Below are 22272 nucleotides of genomic sequence, written 5' to 3' on the forward strand. Positions count from 1 at the left end.
GTAAAAAGTGGTTAATTTTATCAAAAATAGAGTAAAGCAAAAGTAAAGCAAGGCTTTTGAATAAATTTTAATCTTCTCTAACCCTTAAAAATATTGGAAATCTTGGCTTGCCTTTGGCTGTTAAATTTTGAAATTTATATGTGATTATGGAGCCTATCTTTGGGGGATTTGTACGTTGCTCGTCGCTTAGTCCTGAGCCTATTTTAAAGATAGTGCCAGATTTTGGCTCGCCAGCTTTTTCTTCATCATCTTTGCCACCAAGCGCTTTACAGGTAAGCGAGCCAGCAAGATTTGCGTATTTGCCGCTGCCTTTGTTTATAGAGACCACCTCGCACTCGGCGTCTTTAAATTTTTTAAATTTTAGTGCATTTTTGCTTCTTTTTCGCTCGTACGGCGCATTTGGCTCACGCACGACTGCTCCCTCTCCGCCTTTTACAATAATGTCCTCTGTGAATTTTAAAAAGTGGGCGTTATCACGCATTTTTATCTGTTTTATGATGATCAAATTTTGATTTGGTTCATTTTTTAGAAATTTAGCCAAAACTTCAAGCCTATCAAGCAAGCCACCACTTGCCTCCGGCACGTCAAAAACGTGAAATTTAAGCCTGCTCCACGCCTTTTCATCTGGCAGTTTATCCATCACAGTAGCCTGAATTTCTTCAAATTTAAGCTCATTTGCATAAAGCTCGCCATCGAGTGCAAATTTTGGGAAATTTTTAGTAAAACTTAGCGGTGCATTCAGCTTTTTGCCCTGTCTTGAGAGTAAATTCTCTCCGTCCCAGTAGGCACGCACGCCATCAAGCTTCTCGCTAGCTAGCCAGCCTGAGACGTTTTGATCTTTATACTCGCTAAGGCGCAGCAAATCAAGAGAAAATGCAAAATTTAAAAGGGCTAAAGCCACAAAAATTATTCTAATCAAGCTTTTGCCTTGCAAAAACAATAATCCATATGATCGTCTACAACGCCCACACTTTGCAAAAATGCATAGGTGCTAACAGAGCCTAAAAATTTAAACCCTCGCTTTTTTAGCTCCTTTGCCACAAAGTCTGACATAGGCGTAGTGGCTGGCACTTGTTTGATATCTTGATAGTGATTTATGATCTGCTTGCCGTCAAATTTGGAATCAAATTTTTTTAATAAATATCCCCAAAGATAGTCATAAAAACTACCAAATTCTTGCGTTACGGATAAAAATACAATGGCGTTTGCAGAAAGTGATTTTAGTTTTAATTGGTTACGGATCAGCCTCTCATTTTGCATAAATTTAGCTATCTCAGCCTCGCCGTAAAGCTTGATCTTCTCTGGATCAAAGCCATCAAACGCCTCTCTCATAGCCTCTCTTTTTTGAAGCACTCCATGCCACGAAAGTCCCGCCTGAAAACCCTCCAGAACTATCATTTCGAAAAATTTTCTATCATCTTTTACGACTTTGCCCCACTCGTTATCGTGGTAAGCTATATCAAGCTCGCCTTTTGCCCATTCACATCGCCTCATCTGCTTTCCTTAAATCTTAACTCCGTAAAACTCGCAGTACCACTCGACAAATTTAGCCACACCGTCGTTTACCTTTGTATTTGGCTTGTAGTCAAAGTCAGCCACCAAATCGCTCACATCAGCAAATGTCGCTGGCACGTCGCCTGCTTGAAGTGGGAGGAAATTTTTCTTGATCTCGCGGCCGATCTTTATCTCAACCGCCTTGATGTAGTCCATGAGCTCGACTGGGCTGTTGTTACCGATATTATATACCTTAAACGGCGCTTTTGAAGTAGCAGGGTCTGGGTGCTTTGCGTCCCAAGCTGGGTTTGGCTTGGCTGGGTTGTCGATGCATTTAATTATGCCCTTTACGATGTCGTCCACGTAGGTAAAGTCGCGCTTCATCTTGCCATAGTTAAAAACATCGATAGTTTTATCTTTAAGCGCAGCATCAACAAACAAAAATAGTGCCATATCAGGACGTCCCCATGGTCCATAAACCGTAAAAAAGCGAAGTCCAGTCGTTGGTACGTTGAATAGATGGCTATAGGTGTGTGCCATCATCTCGTTACTCTTTTTAGTCGCTGCGTAGAGGCTTATAGGGTGATTTACCGCCTCGTGCGTAGAAAACGGCATGTTTTCATTTAGGCCATAAACCGAACTAGAGCTTGCATAGACTAAATTTTTGATCTCATTGTGGCGGCAGCACTCGAGGATATTCACAAAGCCTGTGATGTTGCTGTCTATATAGGCTTTTGGATTTATGAGCGAGTAGCGAACGCCTGCTTGTGCGGCTAAATTTACCACTATGTCAAATTTTTCTTTAGCAAAAAGCTCTTTCATCGTCTTTTCATCAGCGAGGTCTGCTTTTATAAATTTTAAATTAGGCTGCGTTTTTGAGGTGATAAGCTTGCCATAGTCTATCTCGCTCGTATCAAAGCCAGCCGTTTTTAGGCGCGCGAGCTTTAAATTTACATCATAGTAGTCATTTATAACGTCATATCCAACGACCTCATCGCCACGTGCCACAAGGGCATTTGCAAGGTGAAATCCTATAAATCCAGCTGTTCCAGTTACTAAAATTTTCATATTTTTCCTTTCATTTTTGGCTTATTTTAGTGCAAAAATGTAAATTTACGTATTTAGATCAGGGTAGTCCCAAGCGTTAAATTCGGCTCTTAAGTCGTCATTTTCCCAACCTTTGCAGCATAGCCACTCAAGCCCTGCACGTCTTTCCATAACGATCTCTTCGTCAAGTCCAGCAACCTTTTTGCCATTTATCCTTGCGTCCACACACGCCCAGTGATAGCGATAAACTAGGTCAAGCTTGCTTAAAATTTCATCCAAACTGCGCAGCTTTGAGCGGTTTTTGAGCCCACCCTCTCTAAAGACATTCATCACAAAGTCACAGTCACAAATTTTATCCATCTCTCCGATATCTTCGGCAATGCCAAGTGCCCAAAGCAAGATCCAAAGCGACTCATACTTCCAGCCCATATTTACGGCCAAATTTATATCGGCTCTGCCCTCTACGACCTCTTTTTCTTTTACACTTAGGTCATCATAAAAATCGCCCAAAAAGTCTTTAGCCCAAGCTATCTCATCTTCACTTAGGTGGCCATTGTCGCGGATAGTGCAAGCACACATAATGGCCGTAAATGAGCAAACCGCACGAGCAATGATCTCATCAATGCTTCTTGGCGTAACTTCACTATTGTCATACCTTAGTGGTAGACTCTCAAGCACAGCCACGCCCTCTTTTTTTAAAATTTTTATACTCTCATCTTTTCTTTGTTGTGCTGTTTTTGGCATATCCGCACCTTTTTTAAAAATATCAAACACTCCCATTTTTATCCAAAAAACTCAGCGTTAAATTTCTCTTCGTTAAAATTTTTACCTAAAAATTTACAGGCTTCGATCATATCAGTTCTTGCTATTTCAAAGCAACTCGTAGCCCCAGGGCTTGGAGTCATGTTAAAACTTATGCCCTCGCCTGTGCTTATCTTGCCCTCGCCAAGCTCAAGGCACTTTTTATTACGGTCGATAACTTGCGGTCTTACGCCACCAAAATTTACAGCATAGCTTAGGTCATTTTCACTTAGGCTTGGCACGATCTTTCTAGCATCTTTTACAAATTCTTTTTTATTGATAAATGGCACTTCAAATAAGAAATTCCTTAGTATATATGACCTGATATCATCATCTTTTAGTAGGTTCATAAAGACATCAAGGACATTTTTATCAAATTTTAGACACTTTAAAAAGTCAAAAAAGCTTGAACAGCCGTGGTATCTCTCTAGTTTTGGTATGACTAGGGCTGTTGGTCCAAAGCGAGTGTTTCCATTAGCTAGGATATCTGGATCGCCGTGAAGAGCGGCAAATGGTAGCTTATCGTTTTGCACCATATAGACTTTGCCATTTAGCAGGCGTTTTTTTGCGAAATAAAAGCTTCCAGCAACAGGCAATGTGCTAAGATGAAGTCCATAACCCATTTTGTGAGCCAAAAATAGCGAGTGTCCTCCAGCATCTACTACAACGTAGTTTGCGGTGATCACCTCGCCATCATTTATCTTTATGTGAAATGTACCACCCGCCTTTTTTATATCAGTTACTTCTGAGTTTAGGCTGATCTCATAGCCATCTGCGCCTAAATTTAGCGCATTTTGTACAAGTGAGTTTGCTAAGCCACCAAAGTCCATCGTCGTAAACTGCCCATTTTGCGTGCCTATGGCGATGATGTTTTCTGGCCTCTCATTGCCATTTGCGTCAAAAACGACGTTTGGCTCGATCTGTTTTAACTTCTCTTTGTCATAAATTTCAAGATAAGGAAAAAGCTCTTTAAAACTCTCATATCTCTCTTTCATGCGCTCTACTTCGGCATCTCCGATAGCTAGTGCCATCTTTTGATGAGCGAACATATACTTGCCATCAAGATTGTATTTTAGAGCATATTTTACTGGCATATTTGCCACACGAGAGACTTTTTTTGCCTTTTCTAGTGTGTAGTTTGTCTCGATATCGCCACAATGAATGGTTTGTGAGTTGCCTTTGCCGTTTGAATTTAGAGTAGCTACGCCGTCATATTTTTCTAAAAGTGCAACCTTTTTTATATCACTAAATGCAGCCAACTCATAAAAGAGCGCCGTCCCACTAATGCCTGCTCCGACAATTACCACTTCAAAGTGCTTCTGCCTCATTTTTTCTCCCAAAAAAGTTTAGTCGCCAAAATGATACTATATTAATTTTAAAACAAACAGCATGGTGAAAAAAGCTAGAATTTTTATATAAAAGAGAAATTTGGCAAGGCTTTCACCTTGCCACAAAGTTAAAATTTATAAGATACGTTTACTTTGAAATTTCTACCCGGCTCCCAGTCTACGTAGTTTGGATTGCCTGTATAATCAGCCATTCTTTGAGACTGCGAAGCATAAGTTTTATTAAAAAGGTTGTAAATTCCAGCATTTATCTCTAGCCCTTTAAATTTGCCGCTACTTGGCGTATAGCTAGCATAGATGTCGCTAACTGCATAGCTTGGTATCTTGGCATTTTCACTATTGCCAGCTGATATGGTATTTTTTGAAGCGAAGTAGATTAGGTTGTAGCCTATTAGCGTATCGATGCTAGAAAATGCATACTCGGCGTTAAACGTATATTTATCGCCCTGATCGCGGTAGCCGATGACGTTTGAGGTGTAGTAGCCACCGCTTGCCTTAGCGACCCTATCTTTGTATTTTACATTTTGATGAGTGTAGCTAGCAGCTAGGCTTAGTGCGTCTAAATTTAGCCTTGCAAGTAGCTCGACGCCGCTTATGTCTGCCCCACCAGCATTTTTTCTAATCATTATCGGATTTGTTCTACCACCTGCTGCGTTATTATCGACTATTAAATTTTTATATTTTGTCATGAAATATTTTGCAGAGAGGTTATATGAGCTAGCTTCATTTATATCGCCGTGGTATTTAAGACCAGTTTCGTAGCTGTTGCCAGTTGTAGGTTTCAGATCTTTGTTTGCTTCCCAGCTTCTGCTTCCACCTGCCATCATCGACTCCATAACGTCAGGCCCTCTAAAGACTCTTGCATAGCTTGCAAAAGCGTTAAGACCTTTAAGTATCTCATAATCAAGCGCAAGCGCTGGGGTAAATTCGTTAAATTTATAGGTATAGCTCTTTACATTTCCAGCTCTGCCGTCGTAGCTTTTTAGCTCATGGTGCGTATATCTGATACCTGGAGTGATAGTTAGCGAGCTAAAATTTAGCGCATCTTCTGCATATATTGAGTAGTTATTTACTTTTTCTGGGTAGTGGTTGTCTGGTTTGTTAAAATTTTTACTTTGGTAAAACTCAGCACCGTATCTAAGCGTCTGTGTCAAAGCGCCGGTCTCGACTATACTCTTAGCCTTTGCATTTATACCGTTTGTTTTTACGCCTAAAATTTTTAAGACCGGATCATCTTTTTTATGCTCAGTGTTGTATACCGTTACATCTAAATTTAGAAGATCACTTGGTTTATACTCGTATTTTAGCGTTGTAGTATCTCGCTCATATTTACGATTATCAACAGCATTTGAATCGCTATACCAGCTACCAAACTCAGCTCTCATTGGATACATGCCTTTAAATTCATTATACTCTCTTGAGATAGAAATCCTATGCGCGTCAAGGAAGCTGTAGCCAAGCTTTAAAAGATAGCTAAGGTCGTTTCCATCGCCGCCTATCTTTCTTTTGTTGCCGCTTTTGCCGTAGTCGTAGCCTTTGTGATTAATAGCTGCTATAAAATCAAGCCCTTCAACTGGAGCAGTAAATAGCATAAGACCTTGTGAAAATTCGCTGTTATTTGAGGCGTATCCTGTCTTTATCTTTGCGCCGATGATCTCACCATCATCAAGCAAGTCTTTTGCATCAACCGTTTTAAAGGCGACCGAACCGCCAAGTGCGCCCGAGCCGTTTACCACTGATCTTGAGCCAACCTCGACATCAACAGCTTTTATAAGATCCGGATCTATAAGCAAGTCGGCGTTGTGGTGAAATGTATTTCCGTTTTGCTTCGCGCCATCTATCGTGATATTTAGACCGCGATCGCTAACGCCCCTCATATAAATTTTTTGGTTCATGCCGTTCGTGCCGCCTACATAAACGCCAGGGATATCTCTCATCACGTCTTTTACTAGGCCAGCATTTCTGGTTGAAATTTTGATGTCATCAACGCCGTATCCGCCACTGCTACTTGTTACCTCAACTCCGCTTAGCACGCTCTCGTCTGCCCCATTTGCACAAACTGCTATGCTTGCTGCAAGAGAGAGTTTAAATAAGCTTTTAAATCTCATATTTTCTCCTAATTTGGTTATTAAAATTACTATTTTAATTTTATAGCATAATTTTGAGATTGAATATTATAATTTTAAGTATAAATTTTGGATAAATTTTTGAGTTTTTTTGATAAAAATATAAACTATTTTTAAATTTTAATTATCTAATAAATTAATTAAATATCGAAATAAAGGATAAAATTATATGATTTTATCAAGGTAGTAAATAAGGTTAATTTTTAATAGAAAATTCTTACAAGTATAAAAATTCTTAAAATTTGTAGATAATTTTTATCAAGAAAGGCTTAAGAAATCTAAAATAAATTTTGCTTTTTTAGCGCTCAGAATTGTTTTTATAAACACTCTTAAGTAGATTATGAAAAAATTTTATAAATTTTAAATAAGATAGAGCAAAACTCTTGGATCTGCTGGAAGTATCATATAAATTTACTAGACGCCATTGAAGGCAAAAATGAAAAATTTATTCATGCAAATATCATCCTTTTTCATATTTTTTAGTCTTAGACTTACGTTGGTGTCTTGCCAAAGTATCGGCAGCAATGCAAACATCACCTTATCAAGGCAAAAATTTTTTACATCCTCGCACCAGTCATCCTAGTGGTAAAGCTCGCAAAATTTAGATATATCGCCGCATATCGCCCAGTATAAAAACTGCGAGTAGCCAAGCTGCGCATCTTCCCATTTGCCGCTTGTCTGGCATGCAGTAAAAGACATCGCCGGCTTTGTCACCAAAGTCGACGCCATTTAGTGTGAAAATTTTACCCAAAATATCGTTTGCTACGAGCACAAATAGCTAGACATCTGTCCTACCTCGCTAAAGCTTTTGCCAAGATTAAAGCTGTAAATTCCACGCTTCATCTGCTCGCATCCTGAGCCAAGCAGGCGTAGCTAACCTCCGTCTATCACGATGCCACCACACCCATAAACAAGTGCCCCCATCGGTGAGTAAGTAGTTACCTGAGAAGTCCTAAAAGCTCGCTTTGCGCCTATTCTCATCACGCAGTAAAATTTCACTCATTTTTAGCTTATTTAGCTGTTCTTCGACCAAGCTCCCAAGCCCGGCTTATTTGTATCTATAAGCCACCCTAGAGCTCTTATTGCGTACCGTTACAATAAATTTAATGAAATTTAAAAGAAGAATTTGGCGAGTCACCCCGCCAAAAATTTGTATTAGTAGATTATTTTGCGTCCCAAGCTAGGATCGTGTTGCCTTCGGCGTCGGTAGCTACGTCGCCCATACCCATGATGTTATAGCCGCAGTCTACGTAGTGAACTTCGCCTGTTACACCGCTAGCTAGGTCGCTAAGCAGATACATCGCGCTGTTGCCGACGTCTTCAGTTGTAACGTTGCGTTTTAGCGGGCTATTTACTTCGTTGTAGCGTAAAATCATCCTAAAGTCGCCTATACCGCTTGCAGCAAGCGTTTTAATTGGGCCTGCGCTGATCGCATTTACGCGGATATTTTTAGCGCCAAGGTCGTGCGCTAGGTAGCGAACCGAGCTTTCAAGCGCCGCTTTAGCAACGCCCATGACGTTATAGTGAGGCACGAATTTAGGTCCACCTAGATATGTGAGTGTAAGTACCGAGCCGCCCTCTTTTAGCACCGGTAGGACCGCACGAGTAAGGCTTAGTAGCGAATACACGCTAGTTCCCATCGCGATATCAAATGCCTCCTTTGTCGTGTTTACAAACTCGCCCTCAAGCGCTTCTTTTGGTGCGTAAGCCACTGCATGTACAACAAAATCGATCTCGCCAAGGTCTGCTTTGATGCGATCCGCAAGACCGTCAAGATGAGCAGGATTGTTTACGTCAAGCTCATAGACGAATTTACTCCCAAACTCCTCCGCGATCGGCTCTACACGTTTTTTAAGAGCGTCATTTAGGTATGTAAACGCCATTTGCGCACCTTGATCGCAGCAAGCTTTTGCAATGCCGTAAGCTATTGACTTAGCGTTAGCTACACCAACAATGAGGCCCTTTTTGCCTTTTAAAATCATTATTTCTCCTTTAAAATTTGCTTGGCTTTTAAGCGATTTGATTTAAATTTTTAAATTTAAAATTTAATAGCGGCAGTATCGTGAGATGGATTTTTAATGTTGTGTAGAAATTTTAAGTCAAGACTAGGCACATAGCCTGTCGCAGACTTAAAATTTCCAACTCATTAAAAGACGCTCACGAGACAACGCGCATAAGCTCCAAAAACTTCGACGCGTCCCAGCTCGCCGTACCTACTAGTACTCCATCACAGTTTGCGATATCCGCTATCCCGCCGATATTTGCGACGTTTACGCTTCCGCCGTAAAGCAGCGGCGCGCTCGTCTGCTCGCGGATGAAATTTAAAATCTCCTCTATCTGCTCTGCGCTCGCGCTCTTGCCCGTGCCTATCGCCCACACGGGCTCGTAGGCGATCAGCAGCCGCTCGTAGCCAAGCTCGATATTTTTTAGCTGCTCCGCTAAAAACTCCTTCGTGCGACCCGCTTCGTTTACGCTCAAATTTTCGCCGATGCAGTAGACGATCTGCCAGCCCGCCTCTGCGGCGAAGTCAAATTTAGCGCGCAAGAACTCCTCGCTCTCGCCCAGCTCGCGTCGTTCGGAGTGTCCGATCAGCACGCTTTTTACGCCAAACTCGTCCAGCATCGCCTTACCGATCTCTCCAGTGTGAGCGCCACTTTCGCATGGGTAGAAATTTTGCGCGCCGAGTTTAAATTTATGAGCCGCGCCATCAAGCGCGCTAAACGGGGGGAATACCGTCACGTCGTCGTTTGCGCTTAAATTTGCGTCTAAAACTTCAGCGTATTTAGCAAAGCTTTCTCTCGTATGATTGCACTTTAAATTTGCTAAAAACCTCACTCCACAGCCTTTCTAAGCGGTTTTATGCCTGGCAACTCCTTACCCTCGATAAGCTCCAGGCTTGCGCCGCCGCCCGTGGAGATAAAAGTCATCTCGTCGGCATCCCCGGCGCGCTCGACGACGTCGGCCGTATCGCCGCCGCCAACGACCGTAGTCGCGTGTGTGTCGATGATGGCATGGCTCATTTTGATGCTACCTTTGCTAAATTTATCCATCTCAAAAACGCCCATAGGTCCGTTCCACCAGATGGTTTGCGCATCGGCGATGACCTCCTTAAAGAGCCTAATCGACGCTGGTCCGATATCTAGCCCCATCCAGCCATTTGGGATCTCTTGGGCAGGGACATATTTTACGGCACTTTCAGCCGAAAAGGTCTGGGCTGCGACGACGTCCACCGGCAGGTAAATTTTAACGCCAAGCTCCCTGCCCTTACGCAAAATTTCTCGCGCATCTTCGATGAGATCTTCTTCGAGCAGCGAGTTTCCGATATTTTCGCCGAGCGATTTTAGAAACGTAAATGCCATGCCGCCGCCGATTATCAGCTTATCCACGCGCGGAAGCAGGTTATGCAGGGCTTGTAGCTTGCCGCTAACCTTACTACCGCCCACGACCGCCACAAACGGACGCGCAGGGTGCTTGATGAGATTTTGAGCGAAATTTATCTCCTTTTGCAACAAAAATCCCGCCGCCTTGTGCTTCTCGTCGTAAAATTTGGTGATCGCCTCGACCGAGCTGTGAGCTCTGTGACAAACGCCGAATGCATCGTTGATATAAAATTCTCCGAATCCAGAAAGCTCTTTTGCCAAAGCCTCGTCGTTTTTGGTTTCGCCCTTTTCAAAGCGCAAATTTTCAAGAAGTAAAATTTCGCCAGGTTTTAGCGCGGCGGCTTTAGCTTTCGCGTCCGCGCCGATGACGTCCTCGGCAAAAATCACGTCTCTATCAAGTAGCCTCGAAAGCCTTTTTGCCACGCCTCGCAGCGAAAATTTCTCCTCAAAGCCGTTTTTGGGACGTCCTAGGTGACTGGCCAAAACCACGCTGCAGCCGTTATCCAGGCAGTAGCGGATAGTAGGGATCGCCGAGCGGATACGGCGGTCGTCGGTGATGTTTAAAAACTCATCCATCGGCACGTTAAAATCGCACCTAACAAATACCTTCGCGCCGCTTAGCTCAAGATCGTTGATCGATAAAATTTCACTCATTTTTTACCCTTTAAATTTACTTCGTAGCCACGATCTTAGCTAGGTCCACGAGTCTTGTCGAGTAGCCCCACTCGTTGTCGTACCAAGCAAAGACCTTAACCATATCGCCCGCAATAACCTGCGTAGTGTCGCTAGCTACGATGCTGCTATATGCGCTCGTGCAAAAGTCGCTGCTAACTCTATAATCGTCATCGACAAATAAAATTCCCTTCAAATTCGACTCCGCAGCCGCTCTAAACGCCTCGTTTATCTCCTCTTTGCTAGCAGGTCTTTTTAAAACCGCCGTTAGATCGACCATAGAGACGTTAGCGACCGGCACGCGCACGCTTTGTCCGTGCATCTTGCCGTTTAGCTCGGGAAGTACTTTTGCGATCGCCTTTGCGGCTCCGGTGGTTGTAGGCCCGATATTTAGAGCCGCAGCCCGCGAGCGGCGGAAGTCTTTGGCCTTTACGTCTACTAGGCTCTGTCCGTTGGTGTAGGCGTGGATCGTGGTCATGAGCCCTTTTACGATGCCAAATTTATCGTTTAGCACCTTTGCGACGGGCGCTAGGCCGTTTGTCGTGCAGCTTGCGTTTGAGACGATCGCTTCGCCTGCGTATTTATCGTCGTTTACGCCCACTACAAAGGTCGCCGTGTCGTCTTTTGCCGGAGCGCTCATGACGACTTTTTTGATGCCGCGAGCTAAATACGGTTCGCATTTTTCAGTGGTCAAAAACTTGCCCGTACACTCCAAAACCACGTCTGCGCCGTAGTCTGCGTAGCTAAGCTCGTTTAGATCCCTTGTTGAAAAAACTCTTATCTTTTTGCCGTTTACTCCTATAAAATCGTCGCTTATCACCTTAACGTCTTGCTTAAATTCGCCGTGCACGCTGTCGTATTTGAGCAGATAGCGCGTCATGTCGCGCGTCGCCGTGTCGTTGATAGCGACAAGCTCAACATCGTCTCGCTCTAAAATAATACGAGCAGCGCACCTGCCGATACGCCCGAAGCCGTTTATTGCTACTTTAACTGACATCTTAGCTCCTTTTGATATAATTACGCCTAATTCTACAAAAAAGAATTTTAAAACAAATATAAACAAGGCACTTTAATAGATGAAGTTAGCACTTTTTGGCGGGAGCTTTGATCCGGTTCATTTAGGACACGATAGCATTGTGAAAATAGCACTAAGCGGCCTTGATATCGACAAGCTCATCATCATGCCAACTTTTATAAGTCCCTTTAAAAGCGAATTTTCAGCTCCACCAGAGCTTCGCCTAAAGTGGATAAGAGAAATTTGGGGCGGCCTAGAGAAGGTCGAGATCTCAGACTATGAGATAAATTTAGCTCGCCCAGTGCCTACCATAGAGACGGTTAAGTATTTGTATGAGAAATTCAAGATAGAAAAATTTTATCTCATAATAGGCGCAGACCACCTAGCCACACTTGATAAATGGCATGGCTACGAGGAGCTAAAAAATTTAGTGCAGTTTGTGATCGCCAAGCGCAATCACATAGAAATTCCGCGAAATTTACAAAAAATGGACGTACACGTGGATGTTAGCTCTTCGCAGATCAGGCACCAAAAGGGGCTTGATGAGCTGCCTAGCAAGATAAAAGATGAAATCATAAATTTTTACCAAGGATTAAAAATGCAAGAGAGATCGATGCAAGAGCGCACCGAAAGTATAGTTAAGGTTTTAGACGCAAAAAAGGCTGAAGAGATACAAGTGTTTGATATGAGTGGGGATGATTATTTCGTAAAAGCCGTAGTTATCGCTACCACGCTTGGCGAGAGGCACGCTTACTCACTGAGCGAGGATCTAAAAGAGGAGCTTAAACCTCTTGGAGAAAAATTTATAGGTACAGAGAGCTCGCCTGATTGGATCGTGATGGACCTTGGCGACATTTTGATACATCTTTTAAGCCCAGCCTACAGGGCAAAATACAACATCGAAGAGTTTTTGCAAAAGCTAAAAACTAGCAAAGAGTCTTAACAAAGACGAGCGATGAGCAAATAAGCCATAAAAATATAAAAAATGCTAGCAAAAATGGCTTTTTGCCCGTCGCTTTAAATATACTCCTATCTATCCCAAATCCCAAAGCACACATCGCAATGCAAAGACAAATGCTAGCAACCAGCTTTAAAATTTGTACCAAATTTTCAGGGAAAAATGGCAAAGATCTAACGCAGATCGCTACTAGGAAAAACAGCGCAAACCATGGTATGCTCTTTAGCTTTGAGCCGCCGCTATTTTGGCTTAAATTTAAGAAATTTAGCAAAAACAAAAATGGCACGAGCATGATCACGCGAAGCATTTTTATGATGACGGCGGTGCTGTTTGCTGTGCTGTCAAATGCCGCTGAGGCTGCGACTACGTGGGCTACCTCGTGAAGTGAGCCACCGATAAAAAAGCCAGTTTGGTGTGGCGTGAGAGCTAAAAATTTAGCGACAAATGGATAGATAAACATACCAATTGTCCCAAAGAGCACCACCGTGCAAATGGCGATAGCAAGCTTGTTTGCGTCTGCTTTTATCTCATTTTGAGTAGCCATAATAGCAGCTGCGCCGCATATGCTTGCCCCTGAGCCAATGAGCACGGCGCTATCCTTACTAAGTCCCAAAGCTTTAGCTACAAAAAGCGCAAAGCAAAAGGTCGCAAATACCATAAAAGCTGCATATGTCACGCCAAGAGTGCCAACACTTGCAATCTCGCCAAGGCTTATATTAAAGCCAAAAAGTATGATACCTAGCCTTAAAATTTGCTTTCCAGCGATCGCTACGACGCCGCTAGATTTTAAAATTTGAGTTTGTTTTGTAAAAAGATTTGCAAAAATGGCGCCTAAAACGATGGAGATAATGAGCGGGCTGGTGTGAAATTTAGCCAAAATCGTATTTGAGAGCGCAAAAGAAATGGCGCAAATCAGCGCTAAAACAAGCGCAGCAAGAATTTTACGAGACATATTTTAACCTTAATCTATTTTTTAAAAATGCAATTAGCACGTTTGGGTATAATTAGACGAATTTTATAATGCAAATTTAAAATAAAGATAAAGGGATAGGACTATGATCATCCTTGGTGAAAAATATGCTTTTACTAGCCTAGAACTAGAAAAGCTTAGAAAGAAATTTGGTCAAGTAAATTTTTTATCCCATGAAAATAGCGACGCAAAAGCCTTGCGAAGCGCACTAGAAAATCTCATAAAATCAGGCGATCAAAGGCTGATCGTGCTAAATACCGCAAAGCCAGTTGATGGCAAATTGGTTAGATTTCTCACGCTTTTGCAGTTTAAAACGAAGTATAAAAAGATAAAATTTCTAAACGTAGAGAATTTTTTAGAAATTTATCTACACAAATGTTATATCCCAGAAAATGGGGAAAATCTTAATTTGTTAGATGAAATAAGGCCTTATGGTACTTTTAGCTATGCACTCAAGCGAATGATCGATTATGCAAGCTGCTTAATACTTTTCATCTTGCTTTTTGGCTTAAAATTTTATGTAAAAAGAAAGATAGACGAGCAATCGCCTGGAAGCCTTTACTTTTTACAAAGTAGAGTTGGTCTAAATAACAAGGAATTTGAGTGCATTAAATTTCGCTCGATGGTGGAAGATGCCGAGAAAGATGGAGCAAAATTTGCTAGTGAAAATGATGAGAGAGTGTTTGAGTTTGGCGAATTTATGCGAAAAACTCGTATAGACGAGGTACCACAGTGTATAAATGTCTTTCGAGGACAAATGCATCTAATAGGGCCAAGGCCTGAGCGAAGACACTGGATAAATTTCTTTGAAAAAGAGATACCCTACTACAACGAACGCCACATCGTTCGCCCAGGGATTACTGGCTGGGCGCAGGTAAACTACCCTTATGGCTCAAATACGCACGACGCCAAACAAAAACTAATGTATGATCTTTACTACATCAAACACTGGTCGCTTTGGCTGGAGATAAAGATCATAGTAAAAACTATTGCGATTGTATTTGAGAAAAAAGGTGTTTAAATTCTCAAGAGCATTATGAGTTTGAGATATTTTTAAATAAACCTTTTTTCGAATTGAATTTTGTTGCTTTTAGCCAAAATAAATGCAAATTCTACATCTTATCTTTAGCTGTGATTCCCATTATATTAAATGCTGTTTTTATTGAGACAGCAACGACTGCAAATACTTTTAACAAGCTATCTTCGTTTTCATTTCCAACCACACGGTTTTCGTTATAAAATTTATGAAAACTAGCAGCCAACGACTTTAGATAGTCTGGTATCTTTTGAAGCTGCCTTGAGATAAAAGCGTCCTCTAAAATTTCAGGCAAGATTAGCGCCTCAAAAAGTAAATTTCTAGCATTTTCATCTAGGCATTCGAAGTTTGCATTGATTACATCTTGAACATTTTTCCCAGCCTTTGCAAAGACTTGATTTATCCTAGCATGAGCATAGTTTATATAAAAGATAGGATTTGAGCTATCCTCTTTTTTAAGCTCATCTACATCAAATTCCAAACTACTCGTATTTGCCTTGCTTATAAAGATAAATCTAAGCGCCTCAGCACCAATCTCACTTGCGATATCGCTCATTAGCACAGCATTACCAGCGCGCTTGCTCATCTTGTACGGCTTACCATCTTTTAGCAGACTAACCATCTGCATAAGTATTACTTCAAGCTTATTTTCATCGTATCCAAGGAAATTTATCGCAGCCTTAAGCCTTGCGATATATCCATGGTGATCTGCGCCCCAAATGTTTATATAATGATCGAAATTTTTCTCAAATTTAGCGTTATGATAGATGATGTCGCCAGCTAGATATGTTGGTCTGCCGTCATTTCTAACCACAACCCTATCATTATCATCGCCAAGTGTGGTCGAAGCGATATAAGTAGCGCCCTCTTTTTCATACATTTGATTTGAACGTTTTAGCTTGTTTATAGTTGGCTCTAGGCCGTCATAAAGAGCTTTCTCGCTAGCCCAGCTCTCTATAAATATCCCAACATCTGCTAAATCTTTTTTGATGATCTCAAGCACGATATCCTTGCCAAACTCGGCAAGCTCGAGGTTTCTACTCTCATCATAAAAAATTTCCTTGCCAAATTTCTCATTTGCAAGCTTAGCAATATCTAAAATATAATCCCCGCGGTAGTATTTCTCTGGATAGACGACACTTTCGTTAAAAAGCTGCTCTTTTGCCGCAAGCGATATCGAAGTACCAAGCAGATCTATTTGATTACCAGCGTCGTTTATATAGTATTCTGTTGAGATAGCATAGCCAAGTCTTTTACCAAGCCTAGCCAAAGTATCGCCGTAAACTGCGCCTCTAACATGTCCGATGTGAAGTGGTCCAGTTGGATTTGCACTGATGTATTCTATTAAATAGCTATCTTTTTTCGTATCTTCTTTTGCAAAATTTTCGCTATCTAGCAAAATTTGCTTTGAAATTTCATCTAAAAATTCGCTTTTTAGCTTGAAATTTAAATATCCATTTACCGCACTGACTTCGACTATCTTACTGCCACTAAATTTATCGGCAAACTCGCTAGCTATCATAGCTGGCGACTTTTTTAGCTCCTTTGCTAGGCTAAAAAGTGGCGTAGCATAGTGGGCTAAATTTTTATCCTTTGGCTTTTCAAGCACAAATTCACGCTCTAAAACCTTTGAAATTTCAGCTTTTATTTTATTTTTCAACTCTAAAACCTATGCGTTTTTAGTTGTTTCTTCTATCTTTTGACTAGCGGCACTCTCTTCTTTATGCTCGACTTTCTCACTTTTTTCAGGGGTTGTATCCTCCATCTCAGCTTTAAAAGTCTTTATGCCTTTGCCTAGTCCTTTTGCAAGTTCTGGGATCTTCTTTGCTCCAAAAAGTAAAACAATAATCGCTAAAACAACTAGCCAATGACCAATACTAAAAGAACCCATTTTTTCTCCTCAATAAATTTTTCAAAATGTTATCATAAATTCCTGAATTTCTAGCAATCTATCCACTCATCAATAACGCGTCTTAAGTCTATTTTCGCGCTTTTTAGCCTCATCGCTCTAAGAATTGATTTTAGGCCCTTATAACTCTTTTCAATGTCATCATTTACCAAAAAATAATCATATTCTAAGATGTGCTCCATCTCGCCAACTGCGTTCATTAGGCGATTTTCTATCGTTTCGTCGCTATCAGTTCCACGGTTTTTCAAGCGTTTTTTAAGCTCTTTTTTATTTGCAGTTGTGATAAAAACTGAAGTGATGTAGCTTTTAAATTTTTCAAGTGCGATGTGAAAGCCTTGTACGTCGATATCAAATATAACTATCTTCCCAGCCTCAAGTGCTGCTAAAACAGGCTTTAGACTCGTTCCATAATAGTTTTTATGCACCTGCGCCCATTCTAAAAATTCGCCCTTTTCTATGCCGCTTTTAAACTCATCTTCTTTTATAAAATAGTAATCCACTCCATCGACTTCACCTTCTCTTTTTGCCCTTGTTGTGCTTGAAATAGAAAAATAAAGATCCTTCTCTTCCTTTAAAAGACGGCCCAAAAGCGTACTTTTCCCACTTCCACTAGGTCCAGAAACTACTAAAATTTGTCCTTGCAACTACTTTTCCTCAAAACTTATATTTATCTTTATGTTCATATCTTTTAGCACATCTCTTAGCGAGCTTTCATTTAACGACTCATGGACGTGTTTTGTGATCTTTTTGGTTAGCTCTTCTTTATAGTCAGCATCGATTTTTGTTTCATCGCATGAGCTAGTTTGTGGCGCATTATTTAATCCAAATGCTGCTTGCATCGTATTTTCATCTATTTCCTCAATAGACGCTACATCAAAATTTAGGCTACCCAACGTCTCTTCTTTAAAATTTTCTTCCTCAAACACCTCATCTACCATGCCTAGATCTTCTTGAGCAAGGACTTCTTCAGAAATTTCTTCATGATCTTCTTTAGCTGGCTCTTTTTCAAGGTCTATATCTTCACCCAAAGAAATGTCCTCTGCTTCTTTGGTAGATTCTTCATCTATATCTTCCTCTAAATTTTGACTAGCTTCATCTATCAAATTTGCCTTGCCGCTTTCAGGCTCAAAATTTTCATCACTGCCAAAATCAGTCTCTAGCTCATCAAAATTTTCGCTATCTTCGTTAGCTTCTTCGTTTAGCTCTTTATCCAAAGACTCGATCTCGCTGAGCTCTTTTTTACTTTGGCTTATATCATCTACAAAATCTTCATTAAGCTCGGCAGTTTCTAAATTTTGAGAATTTTGCTCGACCATTTTATCAAGCTCGTTTTTAGCCTCTTCATCTGCCAAGTCACTCTCGCCCATATCATCTATCTCATCTACAAGCGAACTAAGCTCATTAAAGTTATCACTATGCTCTTCTTTTATCACAGGCGGCTCATTGTTTTGCTCTAATGATTTATCTATATCTTCTGAATCAGCCATATATTTGCTAGCTATGTCATTTATCATATCATCATCTATGAGTTCAGTGTCTGTTTCATCAAAACTGATATCTTTATCCTTTAAATCCTCGGTCTCCAGTTCACTTAGCTGCTCTTTTAAAAACTCATCGTCTAAAGCCTCGTTATCAAATTTATCTGCCTTATCATCTTCTTTTGCTAAATTTTCAAGGCCCATGTCAATTTCTGGAAGCTCAAAATTTTCTAAATCATCAAAGTTTTTATTACTTTCGTCAAAGTCATTAAAATTTGTAGGCTCATCTAATCCAAGCTCAAGTTCTTTATCATTATCAGTATCTTTGTTTTGTTCAAACAAACTAATAAATTCTGTTGGTAAAAAGGGCTTTTCAAGCATAACATCAGCAAAATCAGGCTTTTCGCCGCCTCTAGGTGCTAGATACATTATCTTTTGATTTAAATTAACATCACTGCTATCCATATCGCTATCGATGATAATATAATCAAATTGATCGCCAACACTATTAACATCGTTAAATTCGCTATATTCTATGCCTAGCTTATTTAAACTTAACGTTATAAGACGAGAAACTGCTGGGTTTTTGTTTACAAGTGCAACTTTCATGATCCCTCCTTGAAGAGCTTGAGGCTGTATTCTATGATAAATTTCATTGCTATTTACTTAAAAAAATAGTGCTGGCATATCGTTTAAAATCTGCACCATCATATCAGTTATGATTTTTATAATGCCAGCTAAAATAGCTATCAAAACCGAAAAGCCGATACTTACCTTAATAGGATAGCCAACGACTAATAGGTTAAATTGTGGCATGGTTTTCATAAGCATGCCAAAAATAGCATCTGAAAGTATAGAAAGCGCGATAATAGGGAAAGCCAGAACAAATCCAAACATAAAAAGATTGCCAAAAAGCTTTAGGGCATAGCTCATCACACCACTTCTTGGATAAAAATCTCCAAGCGGTATAGCAGAAAGTGAAGCAGAATAAAACTGCAATATTAAATGGTGTCCATCAAGCATCAAAAATGCAAGAAGCGCGATAAAATTTAGAATATTTGCAATTACTGGCGAATTTGTACCAGTTTGTGGATCAAGCACTGAAGCCATCGAAAAACCCATGATCATTGAGATCTGCTCGCCAGCCATTTGAAGTATGGCAAAAACGATATTTAGCAAAAGTCCAGCACAAAGTCCGAGCATGGCCTCACTTAAAATTTCCATAATCAAAAAATTTATAGCATGCTCATGGGCGTGTGAGAGCGGAAAAAGCACAACACAAAGGGCAAAAACTAGTAAAGTTTTTACACTAAGTGGGATTTGATTGTGAGAAAAAAATGGAAAAAATACGATAAGCCCACTAAGACGTGCAAAAAGGAGCATAAAGGTTATGACTTTATCCGCTCCAAAAAACTCGACTAGCTCCATTTTTTATATTAACGCCTCGTCCATCTCAGTTGGAATTTCAAGTCCCATAATCTTTAAAACACTAGGAGCGATATTGTTTAGACCGCCATTTTTTACCTTTTTTACGCCATCAGCCATCACAAAACAAAAGACATCATAAGTCGTGTGATTTGTCAGTAGCTCACCGCTGCTATCACGCATTTCTTCGCAGTTTCCGTGATCGCTCGTGATGATCATCGCATAGTTTTTCTCTTTTGCCTTAGTATAAATTTCTCCAATAGCCCTATCTACTGCCTCTACCGCTTTGATCGCGGCCTCATAGTTGCCAGTGTGCCCTACCATATCGCCATTTGCGAAATTTACCACGATGAAGTCTTGCTCGTCATCCATACCTTTTAGCACGGCTTTGCAAACCTCTGCTGCACTCATCTCTGGCCTTTCGTCATAGGTCTTTACCTTTGGGCTAGGGATGAGCACCCTTGTTTCGTTGCTGGCTAGCTCCTCGACGCCACCATTAAAGAAAAATGTTACGTGGGCATATTTTTCAGTTTCAGCCGTGTGAAGCTGCCTTAGTCCAGCCGCTGCTATGACCTCGCTTAGGGTGTTTTTTATCTTTTCATTTTTAAATAGCACTTCAAATTTAAAATTTGCGTCGTATTCGGTCATGGTGATTAGATTTTTGATAGCAAAAGGTCGCTCAAACTCGCTAAATTTCTCCTCACCTAGAGCCTGGCAAATTTCTCTTGCTCTATCATTTCTAAAATTTATTACGATCACGCCGTCATCTTCGCCCATGCCCTTAAAGCCATTAAAGCTTGCTGGCTTTACAAACTCATCTGTCACGCCCTCATCGTAGCTTTTTTGTAGATACTCGCTTGGCGATAAGCTGCTTAAATTTGCTCCATTTACCAAGCTATCATAAGCCTCTTTTACGCGCTCCCAGCGTTTATCTCTATCCATCGCGTAAAATCTTCCACAAACGGTAGCTACTTTAAATTTAGCTTCCAAGCTTTTTATAAAATTTATACCGCTATTTGGGCTAACGTCGCGTCCGTCGGTGATAGCGTGGGCAAAAACTTCGCAGCCATTTTTGCTAGCAAGCTCGCACATACCATCAAAATGCTCCATATGAGAGTGCACGCCGCCGTCGCTATAAAGCCCTATGACGTGGATCTTCTTGCACTTTTTAAAAAGAGCTTTTAGGGCTTCATTTTCTGATATCGAGCCGTCAGCGAAGCTGCGTGAAATTTTGACCAAATTTTGATACAAAACTCGTCCGCTTCCTATGCACATATGCCCTACTTCGCTGTTTCCCATCTGCCCTTCAGGTAGTCCCACAGCGTTTCCAGAAGTTTTTATAAGTGAGTTTGGAATTTCTTTAAAAAATTTCTCGTAATTTGGCTTTTTAGCCGCCTCAAATGCGTTAAATTTACCGCTTTTATTAAATCCAATACCATCAGTTATTATTAAAATAGTTTTTTGACTCATTTTGAAAATTTATCCTTAATTTTAGATAATTTTTAAGGCCATTATACTAAAATTGCTTTTTTTAAAAATAAAGGCTCTCATGTTTTACTATATCTATGAAATTTTAAATTTTAATATCTTTCAATACATCACCGTCCGTGCTGGTATCGCTTTTTTCATCGCTTTTGCACTCACAACTTATTTGATGCCCAAGTTTATCACTTGGGCAAAGGCAAAAAACGCCGCCCAGCCTATCTATGAGCTTGCCCCACAAACTCACCAAAAAAAGGCCAAAACGCCGACTATGGGCGGACTTGTCTTTGTCTTCACAGCCGTACTTTCCACGGTAATTTGCGCAAGGCTTGATAACGCATTTGTCTTAACATCTCTCTTTTGCCTAGTTTGCTTTACGCTGCTTGGCTACAAGGACGATTACAGTAAAATTTTAGGAGCAAAAAATCACGCCGGCCTAAGCCCAAAAGCAAAGCTATTTTTTCAGTTTTTAATAGCCTTTGTAATTTCTGTTTTTTTATATGCAAGTCACGAGCTTAGCACCGAGTTTTATCTACCTTTTTTTAAGCAACCTATTTTAGATTTAAAAATTTTTGCCATTTTCTTTTGGACACTGGTCATAGTCGCTGCTTCAAATTCAGTAAATTTAACAGACGGGCTTGACGGGCTAGCTACTGTGCCATCTATATTTTCGCTTCTGACACTTGGCGTTTTTGCTTATATCTGCGGACACGCTGTCTTTAGCTCATATTTACTCTTGCCAAAGATCATAGGCGTTGGTGAAAGCGTTGTTGTCTCTTCAGCCCTAATTGGCTCATTGATGGGCTTTTTATGGTTTAACTGCCATCCAGCTGAAGTCTTTATGGGCGATAGCGGTAGCTTAAGCGTTGGAGCATATATCGGTTTTATGGGTGTTGCGACCAAAAATGAAATCTTACTCATCATCATTGGCCTCATCTTTGTCGTTGAAACCCTAAGCGTCATTCTGCAGGTAGGCAGCTTTAAAATTTTTAAACGCAGAATTTTTCTTATGGCGCCTATACATCACCATTTTGAGATAAAAGGCTGGGCGGAAAATAAGATCATCGTGCGCTTTTGGATCATCGCACTTTTAGCAAACCTAATCGCACTAACTGCGCTAAAGATCAGATAAG

At 40.8% G+C, this 22272-nt stretch carries 22 protein-coding genes and 1 pseudogene; 3 read left to right on the forward strand and 20 right to left on the reverse strand.

Translation table 11 applies throughout. The features are described from left to right. Positions 1-67: 67 nt before the first annotated feature. From A3223_RS05680 to gap, 13 genes and pseudogenes are all read right to left on the reverse strand, one after another. Positions 68-916 carry a DNA ligase gene (locus tag A3223_RS05680; protein WP_084109661.1) on the reverse strand — a complete coding sequence of 283 codons (849 nt, stop codon included), beginning with the start codon at positions 914-916 and terminating at the stop codon, positions 68-70. Then, the gene (locus A3223_RS05685) at positions 916-1494 is read right to left on the reverse strand and encodes a DNA-3-methyladenine glycosylase I (protein ID WP_084109500.1); all 579 of its coding nucleotides are present in this window, start codon (positions 1492-1494) and stop codon (positions 916-918) included. The genes A3223_RS05680 and A3223_RS05685 overlap by 1 nt, the downstream gene beginning before the upstream one ends. Before the next feature lie 9 nt (positions 1495-1503). After that, positions 1504-2562 (reverse strand): NAD-dependent epimerase, encoded by a 1059-nt coding sequence (locus tag A3223_RS05690; RefSeq protein ID WP_084109501.1) that lies wholly within the window; start codon positions 2560-2562, stop codon positions 1504-1506. 45 nt (positions 2563-2607) lie between these two features. Continuing rightward, a complete protein-coding gene (locus A3223_RS05695) occupies positions 2608-3285 on the reverse strand; it encodes a DUF4272 domain-containing protein (RefSeq protein ID WP_084109662.1) in 678 nt (225 codons plus the stop codon). 38 nt (positions 3286-3323) lie between these two features. Further along, on the reverse strand, positions 3324-4670 hold the full coding sequence (locus A3223_RS05700) for an FAD-dependent oxidoreductase (protein WP_084109502.1): 1347 nt from the start codon (positions 4668-4670) through the stop codon (positions 3324-3326). Between the two features lie 128 nt (positions 4671-4798). Next, entirely contained in the window at positions 4799-6796 is a 1998-nt protein-coding gene (locus A3223_RS05705; RefSeq protein ID WP_084109503.1) for a TonB-dependent receptor domain-containing protein, read from the reverse strand. Between the two features lie 597 nt (positions 6797-7393). Continuing rightward, entirely contained in the window at positions 7394-7513 is a 120-nt protein-coding gene (locus A3223_RS10020; protein WP_257639256.1) for a DUF2625 family protein, read from the reverse strand. A gap of 19 nt (positions 7514-7532) precedes the next feature. After that, positions 7533-7586: pseudogene (locus A3223_RS09915) on the reverse strand (hypothetical protein); the annotation flags it as partial. Between the two features lie 101 nt (positions 7587-7687). Beyond that, entirely contained in the window at positions 7688-7795 is a 108-nt protein-coding gene (locus A3223_RS09825) for a DUF2625 family protein (protein WP_369008291.1), read from the reverse strand. A gap of 182 nt (positions 7796-7977) precedes the next feature. Continuing rightward, positions 7978-8796, reverse strand: coding sequence for an enoyl-ACP reductase FabI (fabI, locus tag A3223_RS05715; RefSeq protein ID WP_084109504.1), 819 nt, complete (start codon positions 8794-8796; stop codon positions 7978-7980). A gap of 175 nt (positions 8797-8971) precedes the next feature. Then, on the reverse strand, positions 8972-9649 hold the full coding sequence (locus tag A3223_RS05720) for a triose-phosphate isomerase (RefSeq protein WP_084109505.1): 678 nt from the start codon (positions 9647-9649) through the stop codon (positions 8972-8974). Continuing rightward, positions 9646-10848, reverse strand: coding sequence for a phosphoglycerate kinase (locus tag A3223_RS05725; protein ID WP_084109506.1), 1203 nt, complete (start codon positions 10846-10848; stop codon positions 9646-9648). Before A3223_RS05725 ends, A3223_RS05720 begins: the two co-directional genes overlap by 4 nt. A 16-nt stretch (positions 10849-10864) precedes the next feature. After that, the gene (gap, locus tag A3223_RS05730; protein WP_084109507.1) at positions 10865-11863 is read right to left on the reverse strand and encodes a type I glyceraldehyde-3-phosphate dehydrogenase; all 999 of its coding nucleotides are present in this window, start codon (positions 11861-11863) and stop codon (positions 10865-10867) included. 79 nt (positions 11864-11942) lie between these two features. On the opposite strand from gap, the gene nadD reads away from it, so the two are divergent. Continuing rightward, positions 11943-12824, forward strand: a complete 882-nt coding sequence (gene nadD / locus A3223_RS05735; RefSeq protein ID WP_084109508.1) for a nicotinate (nicotinamide) nucleotide adenylyltransferase — start codon at positions 11943-11945, stop codon at positions 12822-12824. Here the strand turns inward: nadD and A3223_RS05740 are convergent. Then, complete coding sequence (locus tag A3223_RS05740; protein WP_084109509.1) at positions 12808-13791, reverse strand: YeiH family protein; 984 nt, start codon at positions 13789-13791, stop codon at positions 12808-12810. The genes nadD and A3223_RS05740 overlap by 17 nt on opposite strands. A gap of 103 nt (positions 13792-13894) precedes the next feature. Between A3223_RS05740 and A3223_RS05745 the strand changes: the two genes are divergently transcribed. Next, on the forward strand, positions 13895-14830 hold the full coding sequence (locus A3223_RS05745; RefSeq protein WP_084109510.1) for a sugar transferase: 936 nt from the start codon (positions 13895-13897) through the stop codon (positions 14828-14830). Between the two features lie 91 nt (positions 14831-14921). Here the strand turns inward: A3223_RS05745 and argS are convergent, their stop codons facing one another. From argS to gpmI, 6 genes are read right to left on the reverse strand one after another with little or no spacing between them, the layout of a single operon-like run. Continuing rightward, positions 14922-16505, reverse strand: a complete 1584-nt coding sequence (argS, locus tag A3223_RS05750) for an arginine--tRNA ligase (protein ID WP_084109511.1) — start codon at positions 16503-16505, stop codon at positions 14922-14924. 9 nt (positions 16506-16514) lie between these two features. After that, positions 16515-16736, reverse strand: a complete 222-nt coding sequence (gene tatA / locus A3223_RS05755; RefSeq protein WP_084109512.1) for a twin-arginine translocase TatA/TatE family subunit — start codon at positions 16734-16736, stop codon at positions 16515-16517. A 50-nt stretch (positions 16737-16786) separates the two neighbouring features. Beyond that, the gene (gmk, locus tag A3223_RS05760) at positions 16787-17398 is read right to left on the reverse strand and encodes a guanylate kinase (protein ID WP_084109513.1); all 612 of its coding nucleotides are present in this window, start codon (positions 17396-17398) and stop codon (positions 16787-16789) included. Then, positions 17399-18841, reverse strand: a complete 1443-nt coding sequence (locus tag A3223_RS05765) for a hypothetical protein (protein WP_084109514.1) — start codon at positions 18839-18841, stop codon at positions 17399-17401. It abuts the gene before it with no gap. A gap of 57 nt (positions 18842-18898) precedes the next feature. Then, entirely contained in the window at positions 18899-19660 is a 762-nt protein-coding gene (gene fliR / locus A3223_RS05770) for a flagellar biosynthetic protein FliR (RefSeq protein WP_084109515.1), read from the reverse strand. Positions 19661-19663: 3 nt separating this feature from the next. Beyond that, entirely contained in the window at positions 19664-21127 is a 1464-nt protein-coding gene (gpmI, locus tag A3223_RS05775; RefSeq protein WP_084109516.1) for a 2,3-bisphosphoglycerate-independent phosphoglycerate mutase, read from the reverse strand. A 79-nt stretch (positions 21128-21206) separates the two neighbouring features. On the opposite strand from gpmI, the gene mraY reads away from it, so the two are divergent. Next, positions 21207-22271 (forward strand): phospho-N-acetylmuramoyl-pentapeptide-transferase, encoded by a 1065-nt coding sequence (mraY, locus tag A3223_RS05780; protein WP_084109517.1) that lies wholly within the window; start codon positions 21207-21209, stop codon positions 22269-22271. Position 22272: the final 1 nt, after the last annotated feature.

Source organism: Campylobacter concisus (assembly GCF_002092855.1).
Classification (GTDB): Bacteria; Campylobacterota; Campylobacteria; order Campylobacterales; family Campylobacteraceae; genus Campylobacter_A; species Campylobacter_A concisus_AI.

Coding starts and splice junctions, on each gene's coding strand:
- A3223_RS05765 (WP_084109514.1), bottom strand. CDS start 18,841: ATGAAAGTTGCACTTGTAAACAAAAACCCAGCAGTTTCTCGTCTTATA.
- mraY (WP_084109517.1), top strand. CDS start 21,207: ATGTTTTACTATATCTATGAAATTTTAAATTTTAATATCTTTCAATAC.
- A3223_RS05705 (WP_084109503.1), bottom strand. CDS start 6,796: ATGAGATTTAAAAGCTTATTTAAACTCTCTCTTGCAGCAAGCATAGCA.
- gap (WP_084109507.1), bottom strand. CDS start 11,863: ATGTCAGTTAAAGTAGCAATAAACGGCTTCGGGCGTATCGGCAGGTGC.
- nadD (WP_084109508.1), top strand. CDS start 11,943: ATGAAGTTAGCACTTTTTGGCGGGAGCTTTGATCCGGTTCATTTAGGA.
- fliR (WP_084109515.1), bottom strand. CDS start 19,660: ATGGAGCTAGTCGAGTTTTTTGGAGCGGATAAAGTCATAACCTTTATG.
- fabI (WP_084109504.1), bottom strand. CDS start 8,796: ATGATTTTAAAAGGCAAAAAGGGCCTCATTGTTGGTGTAGCTAACGCT.
- A3223_RS05740 (WP_084109509.1), bottom strand. CDS start 13,791: ATGTCTCGTAAAATTCTTGCTGCGCTTGTTTTAGCGCTGATTTGCGCC.
- A3223_RS05695 (WP_084109662.1), bottom strand. CDS start 3,285: ATGCCAAAAACAGCACAACAAAGAAAAGATGAGAGTATAAAAATTTTA.
- A3223_RS09825 (WP_369008291.1), bottom strand. CDS start 7,795: ATGAGAATAGGCGCAAAGCGAGCTTTTAGGACTTCTCAGGTAACTACT.
- A3223_RS05745 (WP_084109510.1), top strand. CDS start 13,895: ATGATCATCCTTGGTGAAAAATATGCTTTTACTAGCCTAGAACTAGAA.
- A3223_RS05685 (WP_084109500.1), bottom strand. CDS start 1,494: ATGAGGCGATGTGAATGGGCAAAAGGCGAGCTTGATATAGCTTACCAC.
- tatA (WP_084109512.1), bottom strand. CDS start 16,736: ATGGGTTCTTTTAGTATTGGTCATTGGCTAGTTGTTTTAGCGATTATT.
- A3223_RS10020 (WP_257639256.1), bottom strand. CDS start 7,513: ATGTCTTTTACTGCATGCCAGACAAGCGGCAAATGGGAAGATGCGCAG.
- gpmI (WP_084109516.1), bottom strand. CDS start 21,127: ATGAGTCAAAAAACTATTTTAATAATAACTGATGGTATTGGATTTAAT.
- A3223_RS05690 (WP_084109501.1), bottom strand. CDS start 2,562: ATGAAAATTTTAGTAACTGGAACAGCTGGATTTATAGGATTTCACCTT.
- A3223_RS05725 (WP_084109506.1), bottom strand. CDS start 10,848: ATGAGTGAAATTTTATCGATCAACGATCTTGAGCTAAGCGGCGCGAAG.
- A3223_RS05700 (WP_084109502.1), bottom strand. CDS start 4,670: ATGAGGCAGAAGCACTTTGAAGTGGTAATTGTCGGAGCAGGCATTAGT.